The sequence below is a fragment of the Streptomyces sp. NPDC092296 genome (assembly GCF_044755465.1).
GTDB lineage: Bacteria > Actinomycetota > Actinomycetes > Streptomycetales > Streptomycetaceae > Peterkaempfera.
Map to the genome: position 1 here is coordinate 70,417 of NZ_JBIVRB010000014.1, position 22,831 is coordinate 93,247.

The following is a 22,831-nucleotide window of genomic DNA, read 5'->3' on the forward strand; positions in this document are numbered from 1 at the left end:
GCGTCAGAACTGACAGGACACGCTGCGACAGGCGCCGACGACGGCACTCTGACAGGTGGTGCGGCAGTTGCTGCGACAGCAGGTGGCGGCGGCGTACGCGGCACAGGTGCAGCGCGCCGCAGTGGGCACCGTCTTCCTGTCCATCAGCCGACTCCTGTCACCTGGTCAACCGTCACCGGTTCGAGGGGCGCTCGGCCGGTCGGCCTTCGCGTTCGTCCTCGTGCAATTCATCTTGGCGGTCCGACGGGGCCGTGTCAACCATCCCCGGGAATTCCCTGGGTAATTCCCGGAGGTTTATCGGCGGCCCGTGGTGCGCAGGGCCGGGGGCCGGGGGCCGGGGGCTGTGGGGGACCAGGACCGACGACCGAGCCGGCTACGACCACAGGTCAGGATCAAAACCCGGTATGAGGCCTTACCCTGAACGTCATGACCCCTGCCTCCTCGCCGCTGCGCGCCGACCGCCGACCCGACGACCTCCCCGGCGACCCCGGCACGGCTACGACAGGCAGCGCGGCGGAGCAGGAACACGGGGTGCTCAGCGGCCCGTACCGGGCACTCACCCTGGGCATCGTCTCGGTGGTGCTGCTGATCGCCTTCGAGGCGACGGCGGTCAACACGGCCATGCCGGTGGCCGCGCAGCGGCTGCACGGCCTCGGGCTGTACGCCTTCGCCTTCTCCGGCTACTTCACCACCAGCCTGTTCGCCATGGTGGTCTCCGGCGAGTGGTGCGACAAGCGCGGCCCGCTGGCGCCGCTGTTCACCGGAATAGCCGTCTTCGGGGCCGGGCTGCTGGTGGCGGGCACGGCGGTCAACATGTGGGTCTTCGTGGCCGGCCGGGCCGTCCAGGGGCTCGGTGGCGGGCTGGTGATCGTCGCCCTGTATGTGGTGGTCGGCCGGGCCTTCCCGGAGCGGCTGCGGCCCTCGGTGTTCGCGGCCTTCTCCGCCTCCTGGGTACTGCCGTCGATCATCGGCCCCGTGGTGTCCGGCGCGGTGACCGAGCACCTGGGCTGGCGGTGGGTCTTCCTGGCCATCCCCGCGTTCATCCTGCTGCCGCTGGCGGTGATGGCCCCGGCGCTGCGCCGCGTGGAGCGGGCCGAGCGGGAGCGCGGCGCGGCGGCGCCGCCCAGCTGGAACCTGGACCGGCGGCGCATCCTGCTGGCACTGGCCGTCTCGGCGGGCGCCGGGCTGCTCCAGTACGCCGGGCAGCGGCTGGACGCCGTCGCGCTGCTGCCCGCCCTGGCGGGCGCGGCGCTGCTGGGCCCGGCCATCGCCCGGCTGCTGCCGGCCGGCACCTTCCGGGCGGCGCGCGGGCTGCCCACGGTGATCCTGCTGCGCGGGGTGGCGGCGGGGGCGTTCTTCGCGGCCGAGGCGTTCATCCCGCTGATGCTGGTCACCCAGCGGCACCTGTCGCCCACCCTGGCCGGGCTCTCCCTCACCAGCGGCGGGCTCTCCTGGGCGGCGGGCTCCTGGCTCCAGGGGCGGCCGTGGGCCGGGCGGCACCGGCACGGCCTGATCCGGGCCGGGTTCCTGCTCACCGCCGTGGCCATCGCGGGCGCCGCGCTGGCGCTGGTCCCGGGGGTGCCGCCGGTCGTGGTCGCGGTGGCGTGGATGCTGGGCGGCGGCGGGATGGGGCTGACGATCGCCAGTGTCAGCGTGCTGATGATGAGCCTGTCCGCCCCGGACGAGGCCGGCGCCAACTCGGCGTCCCTCCAGGTCAGCGACGCACTGGGCAACATCCTGCTGGTCGGCCTCGCCGGGGTGCTCTTCTCCGCCCTCGGCGGCGCGGCGGTCGGCCACGCCACCACCACGGCCACCGGCAGCACGGCCGGCTTCGGCGTGATCTTCGCCGTGATGACCGCCATCGCCCTCCTCGGCGCCGCCACCTCCGGCCGCATCCGGGTGCCCGCGCCCGCCCCGGAGCTCACGTCGGCGTGATCAGTTCCACCCGGTCGTCCACGCCCAGCCAGCGCTTGTCACCGGTGAGCACGGCCAGCGCGCCGATCTGCCGCCCGGCGGCCAGCACCAGGGCGTCCGGCAGCCGGATGACCGGCTGCCGGGCGCGGAGCGCCGCCGCCGAGCGGGTGGTCGGCCGGTCGATCGGCAGGACGTCGTCGACCAGTACGTCGATGGCGGCCTCGACCCGCTGTGCCACGGCCGGACCCTGCCGGTTGGCCCCGACCAGGGCCTCCGCCAGCACGGATGCCGGGATGACCAGGGTGTGCCCGGCCGCTCGGTGGGCGAGTACCGCGTCGCGGGCGGCGGCGTGCAGCGCGTCGCCCGGGTCGAGGACGCCCAGCAGCACGCTGGTGTCGACCACTACCGCTCCCATGCGTCCCGCTCCGCTTCGAGGTCGCTCGCCGCGGACAGGCCCGGGAAGGCTCCTATGACCCGGTCCAACGGGTCTGCCTCCCGGACCAGCAGCAGTCTGCCCTCGCCGTCAGCCTCGACGCGCAGCCGGTCGCCGGGCTCCAGATGGGCCCCGCGCAGGGCGGAGACGGGCAGGGTCACCTGGTTCTTGCTGGAGATCTTGGTGGTGCAGCGAACCCGCTTTACTTTCTCGGCCATAAAGTAAAGGTTAATCTCCCGGCGTCACCCCGACAACCGCTCTCCCAAGTGCCGACCGCAGCCTGCCGACGCCCCCCGGGCCGGTAGTCTGGGCGGGTTGCCCGACTACCGACCGGCTGGGTGCTGAGCCGCTGACCTGCGGCGATGCCCGACGAACCCCTCGGAGACCGTGAGTACCGCGACTACCCCCCACCACCTTTCCCCGGCCTTCCCCGGGCGTGCCCCCTGGGGCACCGCGGGGAAGCTCCGCGCCTGGCAGCAGGGAGCCCTGGACAAGTACCTCGAGTCGCAGCCGCGCGACTTCCTCGCGGTCGCCACGCCCGGCGCCGGCAAGACGACGTTCGCGCTGACGCTGGCGTCGTACCTGCTGCACAGCCATCTGGTGCAGCAGGTGACGGTGGTCGCGCCGACCGAGCACCTGAAGAAGCAGTGGGCCGAGGCGGCGGCGCGGATCGGCATCCGCCTCGATCCGGCCTACTCCTCGGGGGCGCTCTCGCGCGACTACCACGGCATCGTGGTGACGTACGCGGGCGTCGGCGTGAACCCGATGCTGCACCGCAACCGCACCGAGGCCCGCAAGACCCTGGTGATCATGGACGAGATCCACCACGCGGGTGACAGCAAGTCCTGGGGCGAGGCCTGCTTCGAGGCGTTCGAGCCCGCCACCCGGCGGCTGGCGCTCACCGGCACGCCGTTCCGCTCGGACACCAACCCGATCCCGTTCGTCGGCTACGAGGCGGGCGGCGACGGCATCCGGCGCAGTGTGGCGGACTACACCTACGGCTACGGGCACGCGCTGGCCGACCATGTGGTCCGCCCGGTGATCTTCCTCTCGTACAGCGGCAACATGCGCTGGCGCACCAAGGCCGGGGACGAGGTCGAGGCCAGGCTCGGCGAGCCGATGACCAAGGACGCCATCGCGCAGGCGTGGCGCACCGCGCTGGCCCCGCAGGGCGAGTGGATGCCCAATGTGCTGCGGGCCGCCGACCGGCGGCTCACCGAGGTCCGCAAGGCCATCCCGGACGCCGGGGGGCTGGTGATCGCCTCCGACCAGACCGCCGCCCGCGCCTACGCCAAGATGATCCGCGAGCTGACCGGACACAAGCCGGTCCTGGTGCTCTCCGACGAGGCCGAGGCGTCGCAGCGGATCTCCGACTTCTCCGACGGCGACGAGCGGTGGATGGTCGCGGTCCGGATGGTGTCCGAGGGCGTCGACGTGCCCCGGCTCGCGGTGGGCGTCTACGCGACCTCCATCTCCACACCGCTGTTCTTCGCCCAGGCCGTCGGGCGGTTCGTCCGGGCGCGCAAGCGCGGTGAGACGGCATCGGTGTTCCTGCCGTCGGTGCCGATGCTGCTGGGCTTCGCCAATGAGATGGAGCTCCAGCGCGACCATGTGCTGGACCGGCCGAAGAAGGAGAGCGAGGGCCTGTTCGACCAGGAGGACGCGCTGGTCGCGCAGGCCAACCAGGCCAAGGACGGCCCGGACGGCGGGCAGGAGGGGCTGTCCTTCGAGGCGCTGGAGTCGGACGCGGTCTTCGACCGGGTGCTGTACAACAGCATGGAGTTCGGCATGCAGGCCCACCCGGGCAGCGAGGAGGAGGACGAGTACCTCGGCATCCCCGGGCTGCTGGAGCCGGACCAGGTCCAGCTGCTGCTCCAGAAGCGGCAGCACCGGCAGATCCAGCGCAGCAAGGGCCGACCCGCCGGTGAGGCCGACCTGCTGGAGCTGCCCGCCGAGAAGCGGCCCGTCGTCACCCACCAGGAGCTGCGCGAGCTGCGCAAGGAGCTCAACGGCCTGGTCGGCGTCTGGCACCACCGCACCGGCCAGCCGCACGGCACCATCCACAACGAGCTGCGCCGGGTCTGCGGCGGGCCGCTCACCGCGCAGGCGACGGCGGGGCAGCTGAAGGCGCGGATCGCCAAGATCCAGGAGTGGGCCAACCGCTCGGCATGACAGAAGCGGGCGGGTCCGGTTCCGTACGGGAACCGGACCCGCCCCGGGCGGTCGCGCGGCTCAGGAGGCCCCGGCCAGCAGCGCCGCCGACGGCCGGCCGGCGTGGGCCAGCGCGGTGGAGACCAGCACATCGAGCAGCGCCGGGTAGGAGAGCCCGGCCGCCTCCCAGATCTGCGGGTACTGGGAGTGGGCGGTGAAGCCGGGGAAGGTGTTGACCTCGTTGAGCACCGGCACGGTGCCGCCGCGCAGGAAGAAGTCCACCCGGATCAGCCCCTCGCAGCCCAGCGTCTCGAAGGCGGTCAGCGCCATCCGCTGGACGGTCGCCGCGATCCGCTCGTCCAACCGGGCCGGGATGTCGAAGCGGGTGCTGCTGTCCTGGTACTTCGCCTCGTAGTCGAAGAACGCCTGCCCGCCGCCGACCCGGATCTCCAGCGGCGGCCCGGCCTCCAGCCGCCCGTCCGGGTGCTCCAGCACCGCGATGTCCACCTCGCGGCCGACCACCGCCTCCTCCACCAGCACCTTGGAGTCCGACTCCCGGGCGGTGGCGATCGCCGCGTCCAGCTGCGCCCAGTCGTCGACCCGGCTGACGCCCAGGCTCGACCCGGCACGGACCGGCTTGACGAAGACCGGCAGCCCCAGCCGCTCCCGCTCGGCGGCAGGCAGCGAGTCCTCGCCGGGGCCGAGCAGCACCGACGCGGCCACCGGCAGTCCGGCGGCGGCCAGCAGCCGCTTGGTGACGTCCTTGTCCATCGCGGCGGCGCTGGCGAGCACGCCGTTGCCGACATAGGGGACGTCGAGCATCTCCAGCAGGCCCTGCACGGTGCCGTCCTCCCCGTACGGACCGTGCAGCGCGGGCAGCACCACATCGGCGCCGCCCAGTGCGGGCGCGGCGTCGCTGAGCGACTGCCAGGCCGGGGCGCCGGCCGCCGGGGTGAGCTGCACCAGGTCGGCCACGCCGTAGACGCCGGCGGGCAGGTCGGTCGGACCGGCCACCCACTCGCCGCCGGTCGTTATTCGGATCGGCCGGACCGCGTACCGGGAGCGGTCCAGATTGCTGACCACGCTCGCCGCCGAGGCGCACGAGACATCGTGCTCGCCGCTGCGGCCGCCGAACAGCACGGCGACCTCGATCCTGCTCTTGTCACGCACAGTCACTGTCCTCCTCGATGGGGCCGGCTCCGGCCGGCAGATAGCGGCGCGGTACCCGGGCGCCGATCCCGGTGAGCACTTCGTGCGCATTGGTGCCGGCCCACGCGGCCCACTCGGCGGCGGTCGGCTCGCCCCGGTCGCCCGAGCCGAAGACGATCACCCGCTCACCGATCGTCACCGGTACGTCACCGGCGTCCAGCACGCACTGGTCCATGGCGATCCGGCCCGCCACCGGCCGCCGCCGGCCCGCGACCCACATCGAGGCCCGGCCGCCGGCCGCCCGGGGCACGCCGTCCGCGAAGCCGAGCGGCACCAGCAGCAGGGCGGTGTCCTGCCCGGTGGTGTACTCGTGCCCGTAGGAGACGCCCTCGCCGGCCGGCACCCGGCGGGCCATGATGGCACGGGCCTGGAGGGTCATCGCCGGGCGCAGCCCGAAGCGGCGGCCGATGACCGGCTCCACCCCGTACAGCCCCACCCCGGCCCGCACCAGGTTGTAGCGGGTGGCCGGGGCGTCCAGCGCGGCGCCGGAGTTGGCCAGGTGCAGCAGCTCGGGCCGCAGCCCGGCCCGCCGGGCGGCCTCCACCGCCGCGTCGAACTGCCGCACCTGCGCGGCGGTGGTCGGGTGGCCCGGCCGGTCCGCCTGCGCCAGGTGCGACCAGATGCCGCGCACCCGCAGCAGCCCGCGCTGCTCGAAGGCGCGCGCCGCCGCCACCAGCTGCGGCCACTCCTCGGGGGAGGAGCCGCCCCGGTGCAGCCCGGTGTCGACCTTCAGATGGACGGCGGCCACCACGCCGGCCCGCTCCGCGCAGGCCGCCACCCCGGCCAGATGGGCCTGCGAGGGGACGGCGAGGTCGACGCCGGCCAGCAGCGCGGCGGTGAAGTCCTCGCCGGGCAGGTGCATCCAGCTGAGCATCGGGGCGTCGACCCCGGCCCGGCGCAGCTGCATCGCCTCGGTGACCGAGGTGACGCCCAGCCAGTCGGCGCCGTGCGCCAGCGCGGCGCGGGCGACCGGCAGCGCCCCGTGCCCGAAGCCGTCGGCCTTGACCACGGCCATCAGTGCGGCGGGCGCGGACCGCTCGGCCAGCAGCGCCGTGTTGTGGGCGATGGCGGCGAGGTCCACGACGGCCTCCGCGCAGACCCCGTCGGCGTCGGCGGCCGCCAGCGCCCGAGCAGCACGCTGCCCGGCCTCCGCGAGCTGCCGCTCGGTCGCCGCACTGATCCGCATCCGCGAGCCTCCTACCTGCTGTGCTGCTGCCCACTCCGCACGCGCTGCTTCGGGGCGGGCCGGTCCCGCACGGCCACCGGTGAGCTTACGGTGAGCAGGAGTGCTCATACGTACGCCGTGGTTCCCGCCATGCGGCGCGCGACCGCCCGCGTACGCCCCGCGTACGGGCGCCGGCCGGCGCGGAAGCGCCGGGCATTCCGGCCGCCGAAGACCAGGATATGGTGGCGGGCGCCGCAGCCGGGCGGCCGTGCCCCACCCCCGGCGGCCCGGCGTGACCCGCGCCACACGGCCCCGCGCCGGACGGGTGCCGCCCCCGCGCCCAGCCCGCTCGGCCCACTCCCGCCCGCCGGGCCCCGCGCCGCAGCCGGGCCCGAAAGTCGGTGCGTGTCCGAACTCCGGACTCCCGGCCGTGAACAGGACACGAATCGGTCACGGTGGCGAGGTGGTTCGACCGACTTGTCCGTCTTCGTTCCTCGGTCGACTCTCGATCATGACCGAATTTTGGACAACCACTTCCGCTGCGCACCCCACCTCACTACCGTTCGTGCACGCTTCCTCGCGGAAGCGCCGCCGGGCCGACGCGCCGCCGACGACGCCGTCGCCGAGCCCTGCGCGCCCCGACCGTGGACCTTGACCTCGCGTCAGGCCCGGTGCCCGTCGCGAAAGGAACGCGCGTCGTGACCGCTGAGACCTCGCAGACCCTCGATCGCGGAGTCAGAGTCCTCAAGCTCCTCGCCGACTCCGAGCGCGGCCTGACCGTCACCGAGCTGGCCGCCCGACTCAGCGTCAACCGCACCGTGGTCTACCGGTTGCTGGCCACCCTGGAGCAGCACGGCCTGGTCCGCCGGGACATCGGCGGCCGGGCCCGGGTCGGCCTCGGCGTGCTGCGGCTCGCCCACCGCGTCCACCCGCTGCTGCGCGAGGCGGCGCTGCCCGCGCTGCGCAGCCTGGCCGAGGACCTGGGCGCCACCGCGCACCTGACCCTGGTCGACGGCAGCGAGGCGCTGGCCGTCGCCGTCGTCGAGCCCAGTTGGACGGACTACCACGTGGCGTACCGGACCGGGCTGCGCCACCCGCTGGACGAGAGCGCCGCCGGGCGCGCCATCCTGGCCGCCCGTGGCCAGGTGCCCGGCCAGCGGACGGAACCCGGCTTCGTCGTCACCCGGGCCGAGGAGCAGTCCGGCGCCTGCGGGGCGGCCGCCGCGCTGGTCGGGCTGAGCGGCATCGAGGGCAGCGTCGGCGTGGTGATGCTCAGCGGACTGGTACCGGAGCGGGTCGGCCCCCGGGTGCTGGAGGCCGCCACCGAGGTGGCCGACGCGCTGCGCTGACCCCCGCGCACCGGCGTGCCGGGCGGACCGGTGCGCGCGCGGGCGGCGGGCTGTGTTTTGATGCCGGACGTGCCTGCCGCCATGCCGTCCCCCCGCGTCCGTGCCCTCGCGCTCTGCGTCCTGCTGGCCGCCGCGCTGTTCGCGGTGGTCGCCTTCGTACCGCTGCCGTACACGATCATGCAGCCCGGGATCACCGCCGACACCCTCGGCAGCTACGAGGGCCAGCAGGTGATCGCGATCACCGGCCGGCCGGTGCGCCACACCACCGGGCAGTTGCGGATGACCACCATCGCGGCCACCTCGCCCGGTGAGGGGATCAGCCTGGGGCGGGCGCTGGCGGCCTGGCCGGACCAGGACGAGGCCGTGGTGCCCCGGCAGGCCGTCTACCCGGCCGGGAAGTCCGTCGAGCAGGTGGAGCGGAAGAACACCGCCGACATGATCCAGTCGCAGGACGCCGCCACCGCCGCCGCGCTGGCCCGGCTGCACCTGAAGCCCGGCCAGGTGAAGGTCACCCTCACCCTGGCCGACGTGGGCGGTCCCAGCGCCGGGCTGCTGTTCACCCTCGGCATCATCGACAAGCTGGCCGGCAACGGCAGCGGCGGGGACCTCACCGGCGGTCGGGTGATCGCGGGCACCGGCACCATCGACGCGGCCGGGCGGGTCGGCGCGGTCGGCGGGGTGGCGCTGAAGACCCAGGCCGCCGCCCGGGACGGGGCGACCGTCTTCCTGGTGCCGGTGGCCGAGTGCCAGGACGCGCGGGTCAACACGCCCAAGGGGCTGCGGCTGGTCCCGGTGCGGACCCTGGACGACGCGCTGAGCGCGCTCAAGGCGCTGGACGACGGCGGCCGGGTGCCGTCCTGCTGAGCCAGCCGTGCTGCTGGGCTGCCGTCCTGCTTGAGCTGGGGCGGGCCGCCGTCAGCGGGCCTTGATGAACCCCTGCCGGACCAGCCACTCCTTGGCGACCTGGCGGGCGTCCCGGCCGGCCACGTCGACCTGGGCGTTGAGCTGCCGCGCGGTCGCGGTGGAGAGCCGGGCCGAGATGGGGTCCAGCAGTCCGGCGATGGCCGGGTGCGCCTTGAGCGTACTGCTGTGGATCATGGGCGCCGCGTTGTAGTTGGGGAAGAAGTGCCGGTCGTCCTCGAGCACCTGTAGGCCCAGCTGGGTGATCCGGCCGTCGGTGGTGTAGACCTCGCCGAGCAGGCAGGCGCGGCCCTTGGCGGTGGTGGTGTAGACGATCCCGGCGTCCATGGTGCGGATGTTCGCCTTGGGCAGGTCCATCCCGTACGCCTTGAGCATCCCCGGCAGTCCGTCGCGGCGCACCGCGAACTCGTTGTCCACGCAGAGGGTGACCGCCGACGGCTGCCGCCGGGCGAGCGCGGCCACCTCGGAGAGCGTCCGCAGGCCGTACCGCCCGACGTTGGCCTTGTTCCCGGCGAGGGCGTAGGTGTTGTTCAGGCTGGCGGCCGGGAGCCAGGTGACGCCGTTCTTCAGGTCGGCGTCGCGGACCGCCAGCCACTGCTGGTGCGGGTCGGTGATCGGCCGGGTGTGGCCCAGGTAGGTGATCCAGGCGGTGCCGGTGTAGTCGTACATCGCGTCGGCGGTGCCGGAGACCACCGCCTGGCGGGCGCCGATGGAGCCGGAGATGTTGGTGCGGTCGTTCACCGTGGCGCCGGCCGCCTTGAACGCCAGCCCGATCATCTCGGCCAGGATCACGTTCTCGGTGAAGTTCTTGGAGGCGATGGTGAGGCCGGCGCCCTTCAGCGGCAGCCCCCGGCCGATCGAGCCCGGTACGACGTCGTCCGCGATCACCGACCCGCTGTGCAGCCCGCAGCCGACCGGCCCGGCCGCCAGCAGCAGCGCCGCCGCCACCGCCCGCAGCCGCCGGGCCCTCACCGCCCGGCCTCCAGGCCGCGCGGGCTGAGCCGCAGCTCCGCGATGGACGCCAGCCAGTCCACCAGCAGCGCCAGCGTCACCGCCAGCACCGACCCCACGATCAGCACCCGGGTGCGCTGGGTCAGGATGCCGTTGGTGATCAGATTGCCCAGGCCGCCGCCGCTGACGAAGGCCGCCAGGGTGCTGGTGCCGACGTTGAGCACCAGCGCGGTGCGCACCCCGGCCAGGATCAGCGGCACCGCCAGCGGCAGCTCCACCCGGGTGAGCACCCCCAGCGGCGACATCCCGATGCCCCGGGCGGCGTCCAGCAGCGCCGGATCGATGGCCCGCAGCCCGGTCATGGTGTTGCTGAGCACCGGCAGCACCGCGTACGCCACCATGCCGACCAGGGCGGGCTTCTGCCCGATGCCCAGCCAGAAGGTCAGCAGCGCCAGCAGGCCGATCGCCGGGGTGGCCTGCCCGAGGTTGGCCAGCCCGACCGCCGGCGGCACCGCCGGGCGGGCGGCGCGGCGGGTGAGCAGGATGCCGGCCGGGATCGCGATCACCAGTACGAAGACGGTGGAGACGGCGGTCAGCTCGATGCTCTGCCGGATGTACAGCCGCACCTGGCCGCCGCCGAGCGAGGCCCGCTCGATCGGGTCCAGCGTGGCGCCGCGAATCCACAGCCAGGTGGCGAGCAGCAGCGCCGCCAGCACCAGCGGGGTGACGACCAGCTTGCCGACCGGTACCCGGCGCGGCGGCCGGGCCGACGCCGGACGGTCCCGGCCCACCGCGTCGTCGTCCGGGCCGCTGCCGTCCGGGTCCCTGCCGTCCGGGTCCCTGCGGTCCGGGTCCCTGTCCCCCGGGTCCCTGTCGCCGGGCACGGGCGGGGGCGGGGGCGGCGCGGTCATGAGACGCCCCCCTCCTGGTCCAGCCCCTCCAACTGCTGCCCGGTGGCCGGGGCGCGCTGCTCCGCCAGCTCGTGCTGGTGTTCGACGGCGGCCAGCCGGTCGGCCTCCAGCAGCTCATGGACCGAGTTCAGCAGGGTCTCCATGTCGACCACGCCCAGGTACTGGCCGCGCCGCCCGGTGACCGCCACCCGGCCGCTGCTGTCGGTGAGCACCGCCTCCAGCGCGTCCCGCAGTGTCGCGTCCCGGGTCACCGTGTCCCCGACCAACGTGCCCGCCCGAGCCAGCGAGCCCCTGGCCCGCATCAGGTCGCCGCGCCGCAGCCACTTGTACGGCCGGTTGCGCCGGTCGAGCAGCAGCAGCTCGTTGCCGCCGCCGGTGCGCAGCCGGTTGAAGATCGCCTGAAGCGGCTCGTCCAGGGTGACGGCGGGGAAGTCCGCGATGCCCACGTCCCGGACCCGGGTGAGGTTGAGCCGCTTGAGCGCCGCGCCCGCGCCGACGAAACCGGAGACGAAGTCGTCGGCCGGATTGGTGAGGATCGCCTCCGGGGTGTCGAACTGGGCGATGTGCGAGCGCTCCCGCAGCACCGCGATCCGGTCCCCGAGCTTGATCGCCTCGTCGAAGTCATGGGTGACGAAGACGATCGTCTTGTGCAGCTCCTGCTGGAGCCGGATCAGCTCGTCCTGGAGGTGGTCGCGGGTGATCGGGTCGACCGCGCCGAACGGCTCGTCCATCAGCAGCACCGGCGGATCGGCCGCCAGCGCACGGGCCACGCCCACCCGCTGCTGCTGGCCGCCGGAGAGCTGCCGGGGGTAGCGGCCGTGGAACTCCCGGGGGTCCAGGCCCACCAGGTCGAGCATCTCCTCCACCCGCTCGCGGATGCGCGGCCGCCGCCAGCCGAGCATCCGGGGCACCTGGGCGACGTTCTCGGCCACCGTCATGTGCGGGAAGAGCCCGGACGCCTGGATGGCGTAGCCGACCCGGCGGCGCAGCTTCACCGCGTCGATGTCGGTGACGTCCTCGCCATTGATCCTGATCCGGCCGCTGCTCGGCTCGATCAGCCGGTTGACCATCCGCAGCAGGGTGCTCTTGCCGCAGCCGGACGGGCCCACGAAGACCACCGTCTCGCCCGCGCCGATCTCCATCGTGACGTCGTCCACCGAGGGCGCCGGGTTCCCCGGGTAGCGCTTGGTGAGCCGCTCCAGCTCGATGGTGGCGCCGGTGACCGCGCCCGACCCGTCCCGCCGCTCAGCCACGGAGCCCCCGCGAGGTGGTCAGCCGGCCCAGCAGCACCAGCGCCGCGTCGAACAGCAGCGCGAGGACGATGATGCCGATGGTGCCGGCCAGTACCTGGTTGAGCGCGTTGGCGCTGCCCAGCCCGGAGATGCCGCTGAAGATCTCATTGCCGAGGCCCGGCCCGGACGCGTACGCGGCGACCGCCGCGATGCCCATGCTCATCTGGGTGGCCACCCGGATGCCGCCCAGCACGGTGGGCCAGGCGACCGGCAGCTCCACCTTCGCCAGCTGCGCCAGCCGGTTCATCCCGATGCCCCGGGCGGCGTCGACCAGCCCCGGGTCCACCCCGCGCAGCCCGGCGATGGCATTGCGGATGATCGGCAGCAGCGCGTACAGCACCAGTGCGGCCACACTCGGCGGCACCCCGAGCCCGAGCACCGGGATCAGCAGGCCGAGCAGGGCGTACGAGGGGATGGTCAGCACGGTGACCGTGGTGGCGATGACCGGCCGCGCCACCCGCTCGCTGCGGTAGGCCAGCACCGCCACCGCGATCCCGACCAGGGTGGCGACCACCATGCACTGGAAGACCAGGCTGGCCTGCTGGTACGTGTCGGTGAGCAGCTGCTGCCGCCGGCTGCTGACGTAGTCCCAGAGGCTCACCGCCGCACCTCCCTGCTCTCGGTCCCCCCGGCCGGCCCCGGCCTCAGTCCGTACCGGACGCCTGGGCCACCAGGGGGAGCACCCGGTACGGCACCGGGTTCTCCAGCGCTATCGCCGTGGCGGCGCGCACAATGCCATCAAAACCCACCACCCGGTCGATCACCCGCTGGAGATCGGCGTTGGAGCGGGCCACGATCCGGCAGAGCATGTCGCCCTGGCCGGTGATGGTGTGCAGCTCCAGCACCTCCGGCACCGACGCCAGATGCGCCCGTACGTCCTGGCCCTGGCCCTGGGAGATCTCCAGGGTCGCGAAGGCGGTGACCGGGTAGCCGAGCGCGGCCGGCTCCAGCTCCGGGCCGAAGCCGCGGATCACCCCTCTGGCCCGCAGCCGGTCGAGTCTGGCCTGCACGGTGCCGCGCGCCACCCCGAGCTGCCGGGAGCACTCCAGCACCCCGATCCGGGGCTCTGCGGCCAGCAGGGCGATGAGGCGGCCGTCGAGGCGGTCCAGCGGGCTGTCGTCCATGGGGGCTCCGATCGCTGCGCAACCTGTGTACCGGAATGCTGCCCATCCGGTGGAACCGCTGTACAGACTGCCCGGCGTTTCCGCGAACAGTTGCGCATCCGGCAGGACACGGCCACGGTAACCCCACACAGCTGTACACCGGGCACACACACCTGCCCACCGGGACCGGATGCGTACGCCCCACAGGGAGGCCGCGATGACCGACACCACTCTGCACCCCAGCCCCGCCCACCCCGCCGGGGCCGACCCCTTCCCGGTACGCGGCATGGACGCCGTCGTCTTCGCCGTCGGCAACGCCAAGCAGGCCGCGCACTACTACTCCACCGCCTTCGGCATGCGCTGCGTGGCCTACGCGGGCCCGGAGACCGGCAGCCGTGAGACGGCGGCCTATGTGCTGGAGTCCGGCGGCGCCCGGTTCGTCTTCGAGTCGGTGGTCAAGCCCGCCACCGAGCGCGGCCGCTTCCTCGCCGCGCACACCGCCGAGCACGGCGACGGCGTGGTCGACCTGGCCATCGAGGTGCCGGACGTCCGCGCCGCCTACGGCTACGCCGTCGAGCACGGCGCCACCGGTCTGGCCGAGCCGTACGAGCTGACGGACGAGCACGGCACGGTGGTGCTCGCCGCCATCGCCACCTACGGGCAGACCCGGCACACCCTGGTCGACCGCTCCGGCTACCAGGGCCCGTACCTGCCCGGCTATGTCGCCCGGGGGCCGATCACCGCGCCGCCGGCCCGGCGGTTCTTCCAGGCGGTCGACCACTGCGTCGGCAATGTCGAGCTGGGGCGGATGGACGAGTGGGTGTCCTTCTACAACCGGGTGATGGGCTTCACCAACATGAAGGAGTTCGTCGGCGACGACATCGCCACCGAGTACTCGGCGCTGATGTCCAAGGTCGTCGCGGACGGCACCCGCAAGGTGAAGTTCCCGCTGAACGAGCCGGCGGCGGGCAAGAAGAAGTCGCAGATCGACGAGTACCTGGAGTTCTACGGCGGCCCCGGCGTCCAGCACATCGCGCTGGCCACCAATGACATCGTCGCCAGCGTGCGGGCGATGCGGGAGGCCGGGGTGGAGTTCCTGGACACCCCCGACAGCTACTACGACACGCTGGGGGAGTGGGTCGGTGAGACCCGGGTGCCGCTGGCGGAGCTGCGCGAGCTGAAGATCCTCGCCGACCGCGACGAGGACGGCTACCTGTTGCAGATCTTCACCAAGCCGGTCCAGGACCGGCCGACGGTCTTCTTCGAGATGATCGAGCGGCACGGCTCCATGGGCTTCGGCAAGGGCAACTTCAAGGCCCTCTTCGAGGCCATCGAGCGGGAGCAGGAGAAGCGCGGCAACCTCTGATCCGAGCGGCGTGACCTTGCCCGACCTGCGAACGTGCGGAAGAGTTGCAGGTCGGGCCAGGCACGTACCGCCAAGGGAGACGACGCGTCATGAGCGATCTGCTCGAACTGCTGCTGGAGGGGCTGCCGCCGGAGGCCGTCGCCACCGACCCGGACGTCACCGCCGCGTACCGCCACGACATGGCCGGATTCTGCGCGGCGGGCAACCCCGCCGTCGTCGTCCACCCCACCACCGTGGAGCAGGTGCAGCATGTGATGCGCACCGCCACCCGGCTGCGCGTCCCCGTGGTGCCGCAGGGCGCCCGCACCGGGCTGTCCGGCGCCGCCAACGCGGTGGACGGCTGCATCGTGCTGGCCATGGGCAAAATGGACCGCATCCTGGACATCGACCCGGTCGACCGCACCGCCACCGTCGAGCCCGGCGTGGTCAACGCCGCGCTCTCCCGCGCCGTCGCCGCCCACGGCCTGACCTACCCGCCGGACCCGTCCAGCTGGGAGTCCTGCACCATCGGCGGCAACATCGGCACCGGCGCCGGCGGCCTGTGCTGCGTCAAGTACGGCGTCACCGCCGAGTACGTCCTCGGCCTGGACGTGGTGCTGGCCGACGGCCGGCTGCTGCGGACCGGCCGCCGCACCGCCAAGGGCGTCGCCGGCTACGACCTGACCCGGCTGTTCGTCGGCGCCGAGGGCACCCTGGGCGTCGTCGTCCGGGCCGTGCTCGCCCTGCGCCCTGCGCCCGCCCCGCAGCTGGCGCTGGCCGCCGAGTTCCCGTCCACCCGAGCGGCGGGCGATGCCGTCTGCGCCGTGATGGCGTCCAGCCGCACGCCGTCGCTGATGGAGCTGATGGACCGCGCCACCGTACGGGCCGTCAACGACATGACCCGGATGGGGCTCCCGGAGACCACCGAGGCGCTGCTGCTGGTCGCCTTCGACACCCCCGACCCGGCCGCCGACCTCGAAGCGGTCGGTGAGCTGTGCCTGGCCGCCGGGGCCACCGAGGTGGTGCCCGCGAGCGACCCGGCCGAGTCCCAGCTGCTGCTGGAGGCCCGCCGCCAGGCGCTGCCCGCCCTGGAGCGGCTCGGCACCACCCTCATCGACGACGTGGCGGTGCCCCGCTCGCAGCTGGCCGCGCTGCTGGACGGCGTCGCGGCCATCGCGGACCGCCATGAGCTCACCATCGGCATCTGCGCCCACGCCGGGGACGGCAACACCCACCCCGTGGTGGTCTTCGACGCCGCCGACCCGGCCGCCACCGCCCGCGCCCACCAGGCGTTCGACGCGATCATGGCGCTCGGTCTGGAACTGGGCGGCACCATCACCGGTGAGCACGGCATCGGCCTGCTGAAGAAGGACTGGCTGGCCCGCGAGCTGGGCCCGGTCGCGCTCGAACTCCAGCAGGGCGTACGGGCGGTCTTCGACCCGCTCGGCATCCTCAACCCCGGCAAGGTGCTCTGAGACCCCGGCTGCCCGCCGCTACTCCGCGCCCTCCTCACCGGCGGCGCTGACCCCGAGCATGCCGTCCAGCTCGCTCAGCGTCGCCACCAGGTGGTGGACATCGCCCGTACCCTCCAGCAGCAGCAGGACGTCGGCGCTGCCGGGGACCGGTTCACCGGCCTCCGGCAGTGTCGTCCCGTGCCCCCGGCGGATGCCCGCGCCGTCCTCCTGCCAGGGCGCCCGGTCCACCCGTACGTCCAGCACCCGGAAGCCGCCGCCGGTGCAGAGCGACAGCACCCGGGCCAGCAGCCCGCCGCCGACCGCGTAGTGCAACTGGAGCTCGACCCGCTCGGACGACAGCACGGCGGGCAGCCGCCGGGTCAGCAGCGGATACCCCCGGACGACCAGGAAGTGCACCGCCGTGGCGCTGATCCCCAGCAGCGCCAGCCCGCCGCCGCAGGCCATGCCGATCGCACAGGTGAGCCAGACGGTCGCGGCGGTGGTTAGGCCGCGTACCGCGTCCCGCCGGACGAAGATCAGCCCGCCGCCGATGAAGCCGATGCCGGAGACGATCTGCGCCGCCACCCGGGACGGGTCGTAGGACACGTGCTGAAGCATCAGCACATTGCTGAAGCCGTGCTGCGACACCTCCATGAACAGGGCGCTGCCCACCCCGACCAGGGTGTGCGTCCGCAGCCCGGCGCTCTTCTGCCGGGTCTCGCGCTCCAACCCGATCAGGGTGGAGAGCACCAGCGCCACGCCGAGTTCCGCGAGCTGCCGCAGACCCTGGCCGCTGCCCGGCGCCCAGAGCGGTGAAGCGATCGACTGCACCAGGGCGCCTCCGTGATAGCTGCTCTCATCGGATTTCCATCACTACCCGAAGTCGACACCCGCTATCCGAACCGTCAATCAGCCGTTGACGACCTGCACCCACGGCGGGTGGCCGTTCCAGGTCACGAAGACCGAACTGGTGCGGCCGCCCCGGGAGAAGTCCACCCGCATCCAGTGGTCGCCGGGCCAGGTCTGCACCTCCCACCCCGGGTCGGGCGTCGCCGAGACCAGCTCGGCCGAGCCGGGGTGCAGCTCCAGCACCAGCTGGCCGCCCGTCACCGCCACGCTGCGCACCTCCCCGGCCGCCGCCGACTCCGCCGATGCTGACGACGCTGACGATTCCGTCGGCCGGGGCGTCGTGGGCCGCGCCGAGACCGGAGCCGCAGCCGGGGTCGAGGCCGGTGCGGGCGGTGCGGGCGGTGCGGGCGGTGCGGGGGACCCGGCCGCCGGGACCGACAGCGGACGCGGCGGGTCGAACGCCTGCTCCGCCAGCACCGAGTGCACCCCGAGCCAGGACAGCGCCACCGCCGCCCCGGTGGTCACCGCCCACGCGCTGATCTGCACGATCCCTCTCCGCATCGGGGGCCATCCTGCCGCATCCGGCCCCCGCCGGGACCCTGCGCGCGGGCCGCACGGTGGCGTACGGTGCGGGCCATGCCAACCGTGCTCGTGGTCGAGGACGACCCCTTCGTCCGCTCCGCCCTCATCCGGCACCTCTCCGACTCGGGCCACGCCGTACGCAGCGTCGGCACCGCGCTGGAAGCCCTGCGCGAGATCGCCCAGATCGGCTGCGACCTGGTCGTCCTCGACCTCGGACTGCCCGACCTCGACGGCGGCGAGGCCCTGAAGATGATCCGGGGCCTCACCAACGTCCCGGTGATCGTCTCCACCGCCCGCGACGACGAGGCGGAGATCGTCCGGCTGCTCAACGACGGCGCCGACGACTACCTGGTCAAACCCTTCTCCGGCGAACACCTCTCCGCCCGGATGGCCGCCGTACTGCGCCGCGCCGCCGCCGGGGCCGCCGCCACCCGGCTGCTGCGCGTCGGCGGCCTCACCATCGACGTCCAGCGGCGCACGGCAGCACTGGACGGCGCACCGCTGGACCTCACCCGGCGCGAGTTCGACCTGCTGGCCTTCCTCGCCGCCCGGCCCGGCGTGGTCGTCCCGCGCCGCGAACTGCTGTCCGAGGTCTGGCGGCAGACGTACGGCGGTGACCAGACCATCGACGTGCACCTGTCCTGGCTGCGCCGCAAGCTCGGCGAGACCGCCGCCCGGCCGCGCTATCTGCACACCGTGCGCGGCGTGGGCGTCCGGCTGGAAGCCCCGGGCGACCCGGTGCGGGAGCCGCAGCCGTGAGATGGGCGCTGGTCAAGGCGGCCGTCGCCGGGACCACCATGGTGGCGCTCGCCTTTCTGATCCCGCTCGGCCTGATGGTCCGGGAGACCGCCCGCGACCGGGCCTTCGCCGCCGCCGAACGCCAGGCCGCCGCCCTCGGCCCCGCCCTGGCCATCACCACCGACCGCGCAGCCCTGGAACGGGCCGTCGCCAGCACCCGGGCCGGCGCCGAGCACCGGATCGCCGTCCACCTGCCGCCGCCCGGCACCGCCACCGCCGTCGGCACCGCCCGCGCCGCCGCCGCCGACCTGGCCACCGCCACCCGCCGGGGCCGCTCCTTCACCGTCCGGGTCCCCGGCGGGTTCGCGCTGCTCCAGCCGGTCGCGGTCGGCGTCGACCGCAAGGCCGTGATCGAGGTGTACGTCCCCGCCGCCGACCTCACCCGGGGCGTCGGCACCGCCTGGCTGGTGCTCAGCCTGGTCGCACTGGCCCTGGTCGCCCTCTCGGTCGCCGTCGCGGACCGGATGGGCGCCCGCATCGTCGGCGCGGCCCGCCGACTGGCCGCTGCCGCCCGCGCGCTGGGCTCCGGCGACCTCGCGGTGCGGGTCCCGCTGGACGGACGCCCGGCCGACGGCGGCCCCCCGGAGCTGCGGGAGGCCGCCGTCGCCTTCAACGCCATGGCCGACCGGGTCGTCCAACTGCTCGCCGCCGAACGGGAGCTGGCCGCCGACCTGTCGCACCGGCTGCGCACCCCGCTCACCGTGCTGCGGCTGAACGCCGCCGCGCTGGGCGGCGGCGAGGCCGCCGACGCCACCCGGCACGGGGTCGCCCAACTGGAACGCGAGGTCGACCGGATCATCCGCACCGCCCGCCGCACGGCGGCCGACCAGCCCGCCGTCGCGGTGGGCTGCGACGCGGCCGAGGTGGTCCGCGAACGGGTCGGCTTCTGGTCGGCCCTGGCCGAGGACGAGGACCGCCCCTGGCGGCTGACCGGCGCCGAAGGACCGGCACCGGTCCCGGTGCAGCGCGGCGACTTCGCGGCGGCGGTGGACGCGCTGCTCGGCAACGTCTTCCGGCACACCGGGCAGGGCACCGCCTTCGCCGTGGAGCTGCGCACCGGCGAGGACGGCGTGCTGCTGCTGGTCTCCGACGCCGGTACGGGCATCAGCGACCCCGCCGCCGCACTGCGGCGCGGCGGCGGCGCGGGCGGCGAGGGCTCCACCGGGCTCGGCCTGGACATCGTCCGCCGGACGGCCGAGGCCACCGGCGGCGACCTGGCGGTGGGCCGCTCCCCGCTCGGCGGCGCCGAACTCCGGCTGCGCCTGCGGACCAGGGCCGACCCCCGGCCCGCCCCACCCGCCCGTCGCCCACACCGCCGCCGCGCGCCCGCCCGCCGCTGACGCCGGCCCCGCCCCGGGGGCGCCCGGCGTCCGCTCCCCGCCGTGCGCCGTCCCGGTCTGCCCCGCGCCTCGCCCTGCCGTGCCTGCCCGGCGCTCGCTCCCCGCCGTGCGCCAGCCGCTGACGCGCGGCCCGGGTGCCCGGCGCCCGCTCCCCGCCGTGCGCCAGCCGCTGACGCGCGGCCCGGGTGCCCGGTGTCCGCTCTCCGCTGCGCGCCGTCCCGTTCTGCCCCGCGCGCCTGGGCCTGCCGTGCCTGCCTGGCGCCCGCACCGCCGTCATACGCCCGCCGCTGACGCCGGCCTCGCCCCGGGAATGCCCGGCGCTCGCCCGCCCCTGGCGCCCGCATCGCCGCCGCGCGCCCGCCCGCCGCTGACGCCGGCCCCGCCCCGGGGGTGCCCGGTGTCCGCTCCCCGCCGTGCGCCGTCCCGTTCTGCCCCGCGCCTCGCCGTCCCGTTCTGCCCCGCGCCTCGCCCTCCCGTGCCTCCCCGGCGCTCGCCCACCGCCGCGCGCCCTCTGCTGACGCCCGCCCTGGGCGCGGCCCGGGAATGCCCGGCGCCCGCTCCCCACTGCGCGCCGTCCCGTCCCGTCCAGTCCTGCTCCTGCCCCCGGCCCCGGCCTGCCGTGCCTGCCCGGCGTCCGCTCCCCGCCGTGCGCCGTCCCGTCCTGCCCCTGCGCCCGCCCCGGGGCGCTTGCCCGCCGTCGTACGCCCGCCTGTACTGTCCGCGCGCCCCCGGCCGCCCCCGCTGCTCCCGGCCGCAGCCCGGCCCCGGGGATGCCGGGCGCGGCAACGGGCAGTAGCCGGGACGCCGCCCGCCACCCCGGGCCCCCGGCGACCGTCCCCCGCCGGGGAACCCGGCCGTGGCGGGCGCATCGGGTAGGGTCGCGGCGTTCGACGTGGGATGGAGTACTGCGGTGACAGTGGTGGACCAGGACCGTCCGGCGCCGGACGTCACCGGGCCGGAGCCGGCCGGGCGCGGCGCAGTGCTCCGCGCCCTGCGGGACGCCCCCCGCCGCCCCACCCTGACCGCCGCCGCCGTGGCGCTGGTCTCGCTGCTCGGCTACGCCGTCGCCCGGCACCTGGCCGGCTCCTCGATGATCGACATGATGGTGTACCGGGCCGAGGGCCGCGCCGTCGCCGACCACAGCGATCTCTACGCCATCCGGGTCTCCGAGTGGGCGCTGCCCGCCACCTACCCGCCGTTCGCCGCGATGCTCTTCGTCCCGACCGGATGGATCGGCGTCTCCGCGCTGCGGGCCCTGGTCACCGGCGGCAACCTGGTCCTGCTCGGCGTACTGGCCTGGCTCTCCTGCCGGCTCGTCGGCTGGCCGCGCCGCGAGCTGCGCCCGGTGGCGGTGCTGCTGACCGCCGGCCTGGGCGTCTGGCTGGAACCCGTCTGGACGACCCTGCGCTACGGGCAGGTCAACCTGGCGCTGGCCTGCCTGGTGCTCTGGGACCTCACCCGCGCCGGCGGGCGGCGCGGCACCGGCATCGGGATCGGCATCGCGGCCGGCATCAAGCTCACCCCCGGCCTGTTCGCGGTCTATCTGCTGCTCACCGGCCGGGTCCGGGCCGCCTTCACCGCCTTCGCCACCTTCCTGTGCACGGTGGCGGTCGGCTGGATCGCGCTGCCCGACGCCTCGCACGGCTTCTGGGGGACGTACCTCTTCGACTCCAGCCGGGTCGGCAAGACCGAGATCGTCGACAACCAGTCGGTGCGCGGCGCGGTGGCCCGGCTGCTGCACGACACCGACCCCGGCCCCGCCGCGCTGCTGGCCGCAGCAGTGGTGGGGGTGTTCGGCCTGGTGGTCGCGGTACGGGCGTCCCGCAGCGCCCCGCACCTGCCGCGCGCCGAAGCGTGGGGCGTGCTGTGCACGGCCGTCACCGGGCTGCTGGTCTCGCCGATCAGCTGGACCCACCACTGGGTGTGGTGCGTGCCGCTGGGCATGCTGCTCTGCGCAGAGGCGTCGCGGGAGCGGTCCCGGCCGCTGCCGGTGCGCAGGCTGCGCTGGCGCCCGATCGTCGCCGTCGTCCTCTTCGGATTCTGCTGCTACAGCATGTGGATGGTGCCGCACAAGGGCACCCGGGACCTGCACCTCTCCGGCTGGCAGCAGCTGCCGGCCGCCGTCTACCCGGTGCTGGGGATCGCGGTGCTGGTCCTGGCGGCGCTGCGCCTCCGGCGGCGGCTGACCGCCGCCGGAGCCCGGTCCTCGACGGTGCCCGCGCAGCGCCCCCTCGACCGGCGGCGGGCCCCCGCGCCCCGCTGACCGGTCCGGCACCCGTCACGCCAGCAGCTCGGCCAGCGCGCCGTCCAGGTCCAGCGACTCGCCCTCGCAGCCCGGCGGCACCAGCCGGTGCGTCCGCTCCAGCCAGCCCAGCACCGCCGTCAGCGGCGCCTCGATCAGCGCCTCGCCGGCCGGCGAGTTCAGCGCCATGTTCAGCACCCCCTGCCGGCCCGGCTGCGACGGCCAGATCCGTACGTCGCCCTGCCCGCACTCCCGGAAGGTGCCCTCCACCAGCAGCTCCCGGGCGAACACCCAGGTCACCGGGGCGGCCGAGCCGAGGTGGAAGGTGATGTGCACCGCGTAGGGGTCGTGCGCGCCGTACGACAGCAGGGCGGGCACGGGGACGCTCCGCTCGGGTGAGAGCACGAGGTTCAGCTCCAACTCGTGCTCGACCAGGGTCTCCATGGGTGTGACTTCCTCTCTGCACCGGCCTCTCCCGGGGGTAGGACGCGCATGCCCCGCCCCGGGCCTGTGATACGTGGGAGCGCCCGGACGGTGGACTCTTACGCGGGTTTTCCCGACCGGTCCGCCGCGCTCCCGCCCCCGGCGCCGGGTGCCAAGCGAACCGGATCGAGCCCTTCGCCGCCCGATCCTTCGACAACCCGCCCACCGAAGGCCACCGGAGTACTACGCTTTGTCACTGCGCGGGTGCGCGCCGTGTCGAGGCGTGCCCGGGTGGCCCCTCGCGTCCCGCCGCCGCGCACCACGGACGCCGTGGCGGGAGCGGGGCGTGCGTACCAGCGGGGCCATCCCCGACAGCCAGAGCCGACCACGGGACTGGGG

Annotated in this window: 21 protein-coding genes; 9 read left to right on the forward strand and 12 right to left on the reverse strand. The window is 74.5% G+C overall.

All coding sequences use genetic code 11. From position 1 onward, the window contains the following. Positions 1-426: 426 nt before the first annotated feature. Positions 427-1,935 carry an MFS transporter gene (locus tag ACIQGZ_RS24215; protein WP_402605272.1) on the forward strand — a complete coding sequence of 503 codons (1,509 nt, stop codon included), beginning with the start codon at positions 427-429 and terminating at the stop codon, positions 1,933-1,935. Here ACIQGZ_RS24215 and ACIQGZ_RS24220 read toward each other — a convergent pair. Next, on the reverse strand, positions 1,922-2,329 hold the full coding sequence (locus ACIQGZ_RS24220) for a type II toxin-antitoxin system VapC family toxin (protein ID WP_402605274.1): 408 nt from the start codon (positions 2,327-2,329) through the stop codon (positions 1,922-1,924). The two genes, ACIQGZ_RS24215 and ACIQGZ_RS24220, sit on opposite strands and share 14 nt — an antisense overlap. Then, positions 2,317-2,565, reverse strand: coding sequence for an AbrB/MazE/SpoVT family DNA-binding domain-containing protein (locus ACIQGZ_RS24225; RefSeq protein ID WP_402605276.1), 249 nt, complete (start codon positions 2,563-2,565; stop codon positions 2,317-2,319). The genes ACIQGZ_RS24220 and ACIQGZ_RS24225 overlap by 13 nt, the downstream gene beginning before the upstream one ends. Before the next feature lie 169 nt (positions 2,566-2,734). Here ACIQGZ_RS24225 and ACIQGZ_RS24230 point away from each other — a divergent pair, with 169 nt between their 5' ends. Next, positions 2,735-4,519 carry a DEAD/DEAH box helicase gene (locus ACIQGZ_RS24230; protein WP_402605278.1) on the forward strand — a complete coding sequence of 595 codons (1,785 nt, stop codon included), beginning with the start codon at positions 2,735-2,737 and terminating at the stop codon, positions 4,517-4,519. Between the two features lie 60 nt (positions 4,520-4,579). Here the strand turns inward: ACIQGZ_RS24230 and ACIQGZ_RS24235 are convergent, their stop codons facing one another. Next, entirely contained in the window at positions 4,580-5,668 is a 1,089-nt protein-coding gene (locus tag ACIQGZ_RS24235; RefSeq protein WP_402605280.1) for a D-alanine--D-alanine ligase family protein, read from the reverse strand. Continuing rightward, the gene (gene alr / locus ACIQGZ_RS24240) at positions 5,661-6,893 is read right to left on the reverse strand and encodes an alanine racemase (RefSeq protein ID WP_402605282.1); all 1,233 of its coding nucleotides are present in this window, start codon (positions 6,891-6,893) and stop codon (positions 5,661-5,663) included. Before alr ends, ACIQGZ_RS24235 begins: the two co-directional genes overlap by 8 nt. 677 nt (positions 6,894-7,570) lie before the next feature. On the opposite strand from alr, the gene ACIQGZ_RS24245 reads away from it, so the two are divergent. Together ACIQGZ_RS24245 and ACIQGZ_RS24250 are read left to right on the forward strand one after the other, a co-directional pair. Beyond that, a complete protein-coding gene (locus ACIQGZ_RS24245) occupies positions 7,571-8,221 on the forward strand; it encodes an IclR family transcriptional regulator (protein WP_402605284.1) in 651 nt (216 codons plus the stop codon). Between the two features lie 60 nt (positions 8,222-8,281). Continuing rightward, a complete protein-coding gene (locus ACIQGZ_RS24250) occupies positions 8,282-9,085 on the forward strand; it encodes a S16 family serine protease (protein WP_402605287.1) in 804 nt (267 codons plus the stop codon). Positions 9,086-9,136: 51 nt separating this feature from the next. Here ACIQGZ_RS24250 and ACIQGZ_RS24255 read toward each other — a convergent pair whose 3' ends face one another. The 5 genes from ACIQGZ_RS24255 to ACIQGZ_RS24275 are packed head-to-tail and all read right to left on the reverse strand — an operon-like array spanning position 9,137 to position 13,420. After that, positions 9,137-10,114: a glycine betaine ABC transporter substrate-binding protein gene (locus ACIQGZ_RS24255; RefSeq protein WP_402605290.1), complete on the reverse strand. Its 978-nt coding sequence runs from the start codon at positions 10,112-10,114 to the stop codon at positions 9,137-9,139. Beyond that, positions 10,111-11,004 (reverse strand): ABC transporter permease, encoded by an 894-nt coding sequence (locus ACIQGZ_RS24260; RefSeq protein WP_402605293.1) that lies wholly within the window; start codon positions 11,002-11,004, stop codon positions 10,111-10,113. The genes ACIQGZ_RS24255 and ACIQGZ_RS24260 overlap by 4 nt, the downstream gene beginning before the upstream one ends. Further along, positions 11,001-12,257 carry a betaine/proline/choline family ABC transporter ATP-binding protein gene (locus ACIQGZ_RS24265; RefSeq protein WP_402605296.1) on the reverse strand — a complete coding sequence of 419 codons (1,257 nt, stop codon included), beginning with the start codon at positions 12,255-12,257 and terminating at the stop codon, positions 11,001-11,003. Before ACIQGZ_RS24265 ends, ACIQGZ_RS24260 begins: the two co-directional genes overlap by 4 nt. Further along, positions 12,250-12,897, reverse strand: coding sequence for an ABC transporter permease (locus tag ACIQGZ_RS24270; RefSeq protein ID WP_402605298.1), 648 nt, complete (start codon positions 12,895-12,897; stop codon positions 12,250-12,252). The genes ACIQGZ_RS24265 and ACIQGZ_RS24270 overlap by 8 nt, the downstream gene beginning before the upstream one ends. A 43-nt stretch (positions 12,898-12,940) precedes the next feature. Then, a complete protein-coding gene (locus ACIQGZ_RS24275; RefSeq protein ID WP_402605300.1) occupies positions 12,941-13,420 on the reverse strand; it encodes an Lrp/AsnC family transcriptional regulator in 480 nt (159 codons plus the stop codon). Positions 13,421-13,616: 196 nt separating this feature from the next. On the opposite strand from ACIQGZ_RS24275, the gene hppD reads away from it, so the two are divergent. Next, entirely contained in the window at positions 13,617-14,765 is a 1,149-nt protein-coding gene (gene hppD, locus ACIQGZ_RS24280) for a 4-hydroxyphenylpyruvate dioxygenase (RefSeq protein WP_402605302.1), read from the forward strand. An 89-nt stretch (positions 14,766-14,854) separates the two neighbouring features. Next, positions 14,855-16,219 (forward strand): FAD-binding oxidoreductase, encoded by a 1,365-nt coding sequence (locus ACIQGZ_RS24285; RefSeq protein WP_402605305.1) that lies wholly within the window; start codon positions 14,855-14,857, stop codon positions 16,217-16,219. Between the two features lie 18 nt (positions 16,220-16,237). Here ACIQGZ_RS24285 and ACIQGZ_RS24290 read toward each other — a convergent pair whose 3' ends face one another. Next, positions 16,238-17,029: an MgtC/SapB family protein gene (locus tag ACIQGZ_RS24290; RefSeq protein WP_402605308.1), complete on the reverse strand. Its 792-nt coding sequence runs from the start codon at positions 17,027-17,029 to the stop codon at positions 16,238-16,240. Positions 17,030-17,107: 78 nt separating this feature from the next. Beyond that, a complete protein-coding gene (locus tag ACIQGZ_RS24295; RefSeq protein ID WP_402605311.1) occupies positions 17,108-17,593 on the reverse strand; it encodes a hypothetical protein in 486 nt (161 codons plus the stop codon). A 90-nt stretch (positions 17,594-17,683) separates the two neighbouring features. Between ACIQGZ_RS24295 and ACIQGZ_RS24300 the strand changes: the two genes are divergently transcribed. From ACIQGZ_RS24300 to ACIQGZ_RS24310, 3 genes are all read left to right on the forward strand, one after another. Beyond that, positions 17,684-18,388, forward strand: a complete 705-nt coding sequence (locus ACIQGZ_RS24300) for a response regulator transcription factor (RefSeq protein WP_402605313.1) — start codon at positions 17,684-17,686, stop codon at positions 18,386-18,388. Continuing rightward, the gene (locus ACIQGZ_RS24305) at positions 18,385-19,767 is read left to right on the forward strand and encodes a sensor histidine kinase (protein WP_402605315.1); all 1,383 of its coding nucleotides are present in this window, start codon (positions 18,385-18,387) and stop codon (positions 19,765-19,767) included. The genes ACIQGZ_RS24300 and ACIQGZ_RS24305 overlap by 4 nt, the downstream gene beginning before the upstream one ends. Before the next feature lie 910 nt (positions 19,768-20,677). After that, on the forward strand, positions 20,678-22,030 hold the full coding sequence (locus ACIQGZ_RS24310; protein ID WP_402605317.1) for a glycosyltransferase 87 family protein: 1,353 nt from the start codon (positions 20,678-20,680) through the stop codon (positions 22,028-22,030). Between the two features lie 15 nt (positions 22,031-22,045). Here the strand turns inward: ACIQGZ_RS24310 and ACIQGZ_RS24315 are convergent, their stop codons facing one another. Next, positions 22,046-22,453, reverse strand: a complete 408-nt coding sequence (locus ACIQGZ_RS24315) for an SsgA family sporulation/cell division regulator (protein WP_402605320.1) — start codon at positions 22,451-22,453, stop codon at positions 22,046-22,048. Positions 22,454-22,831 lie beyond the last annotated feature (378 nt).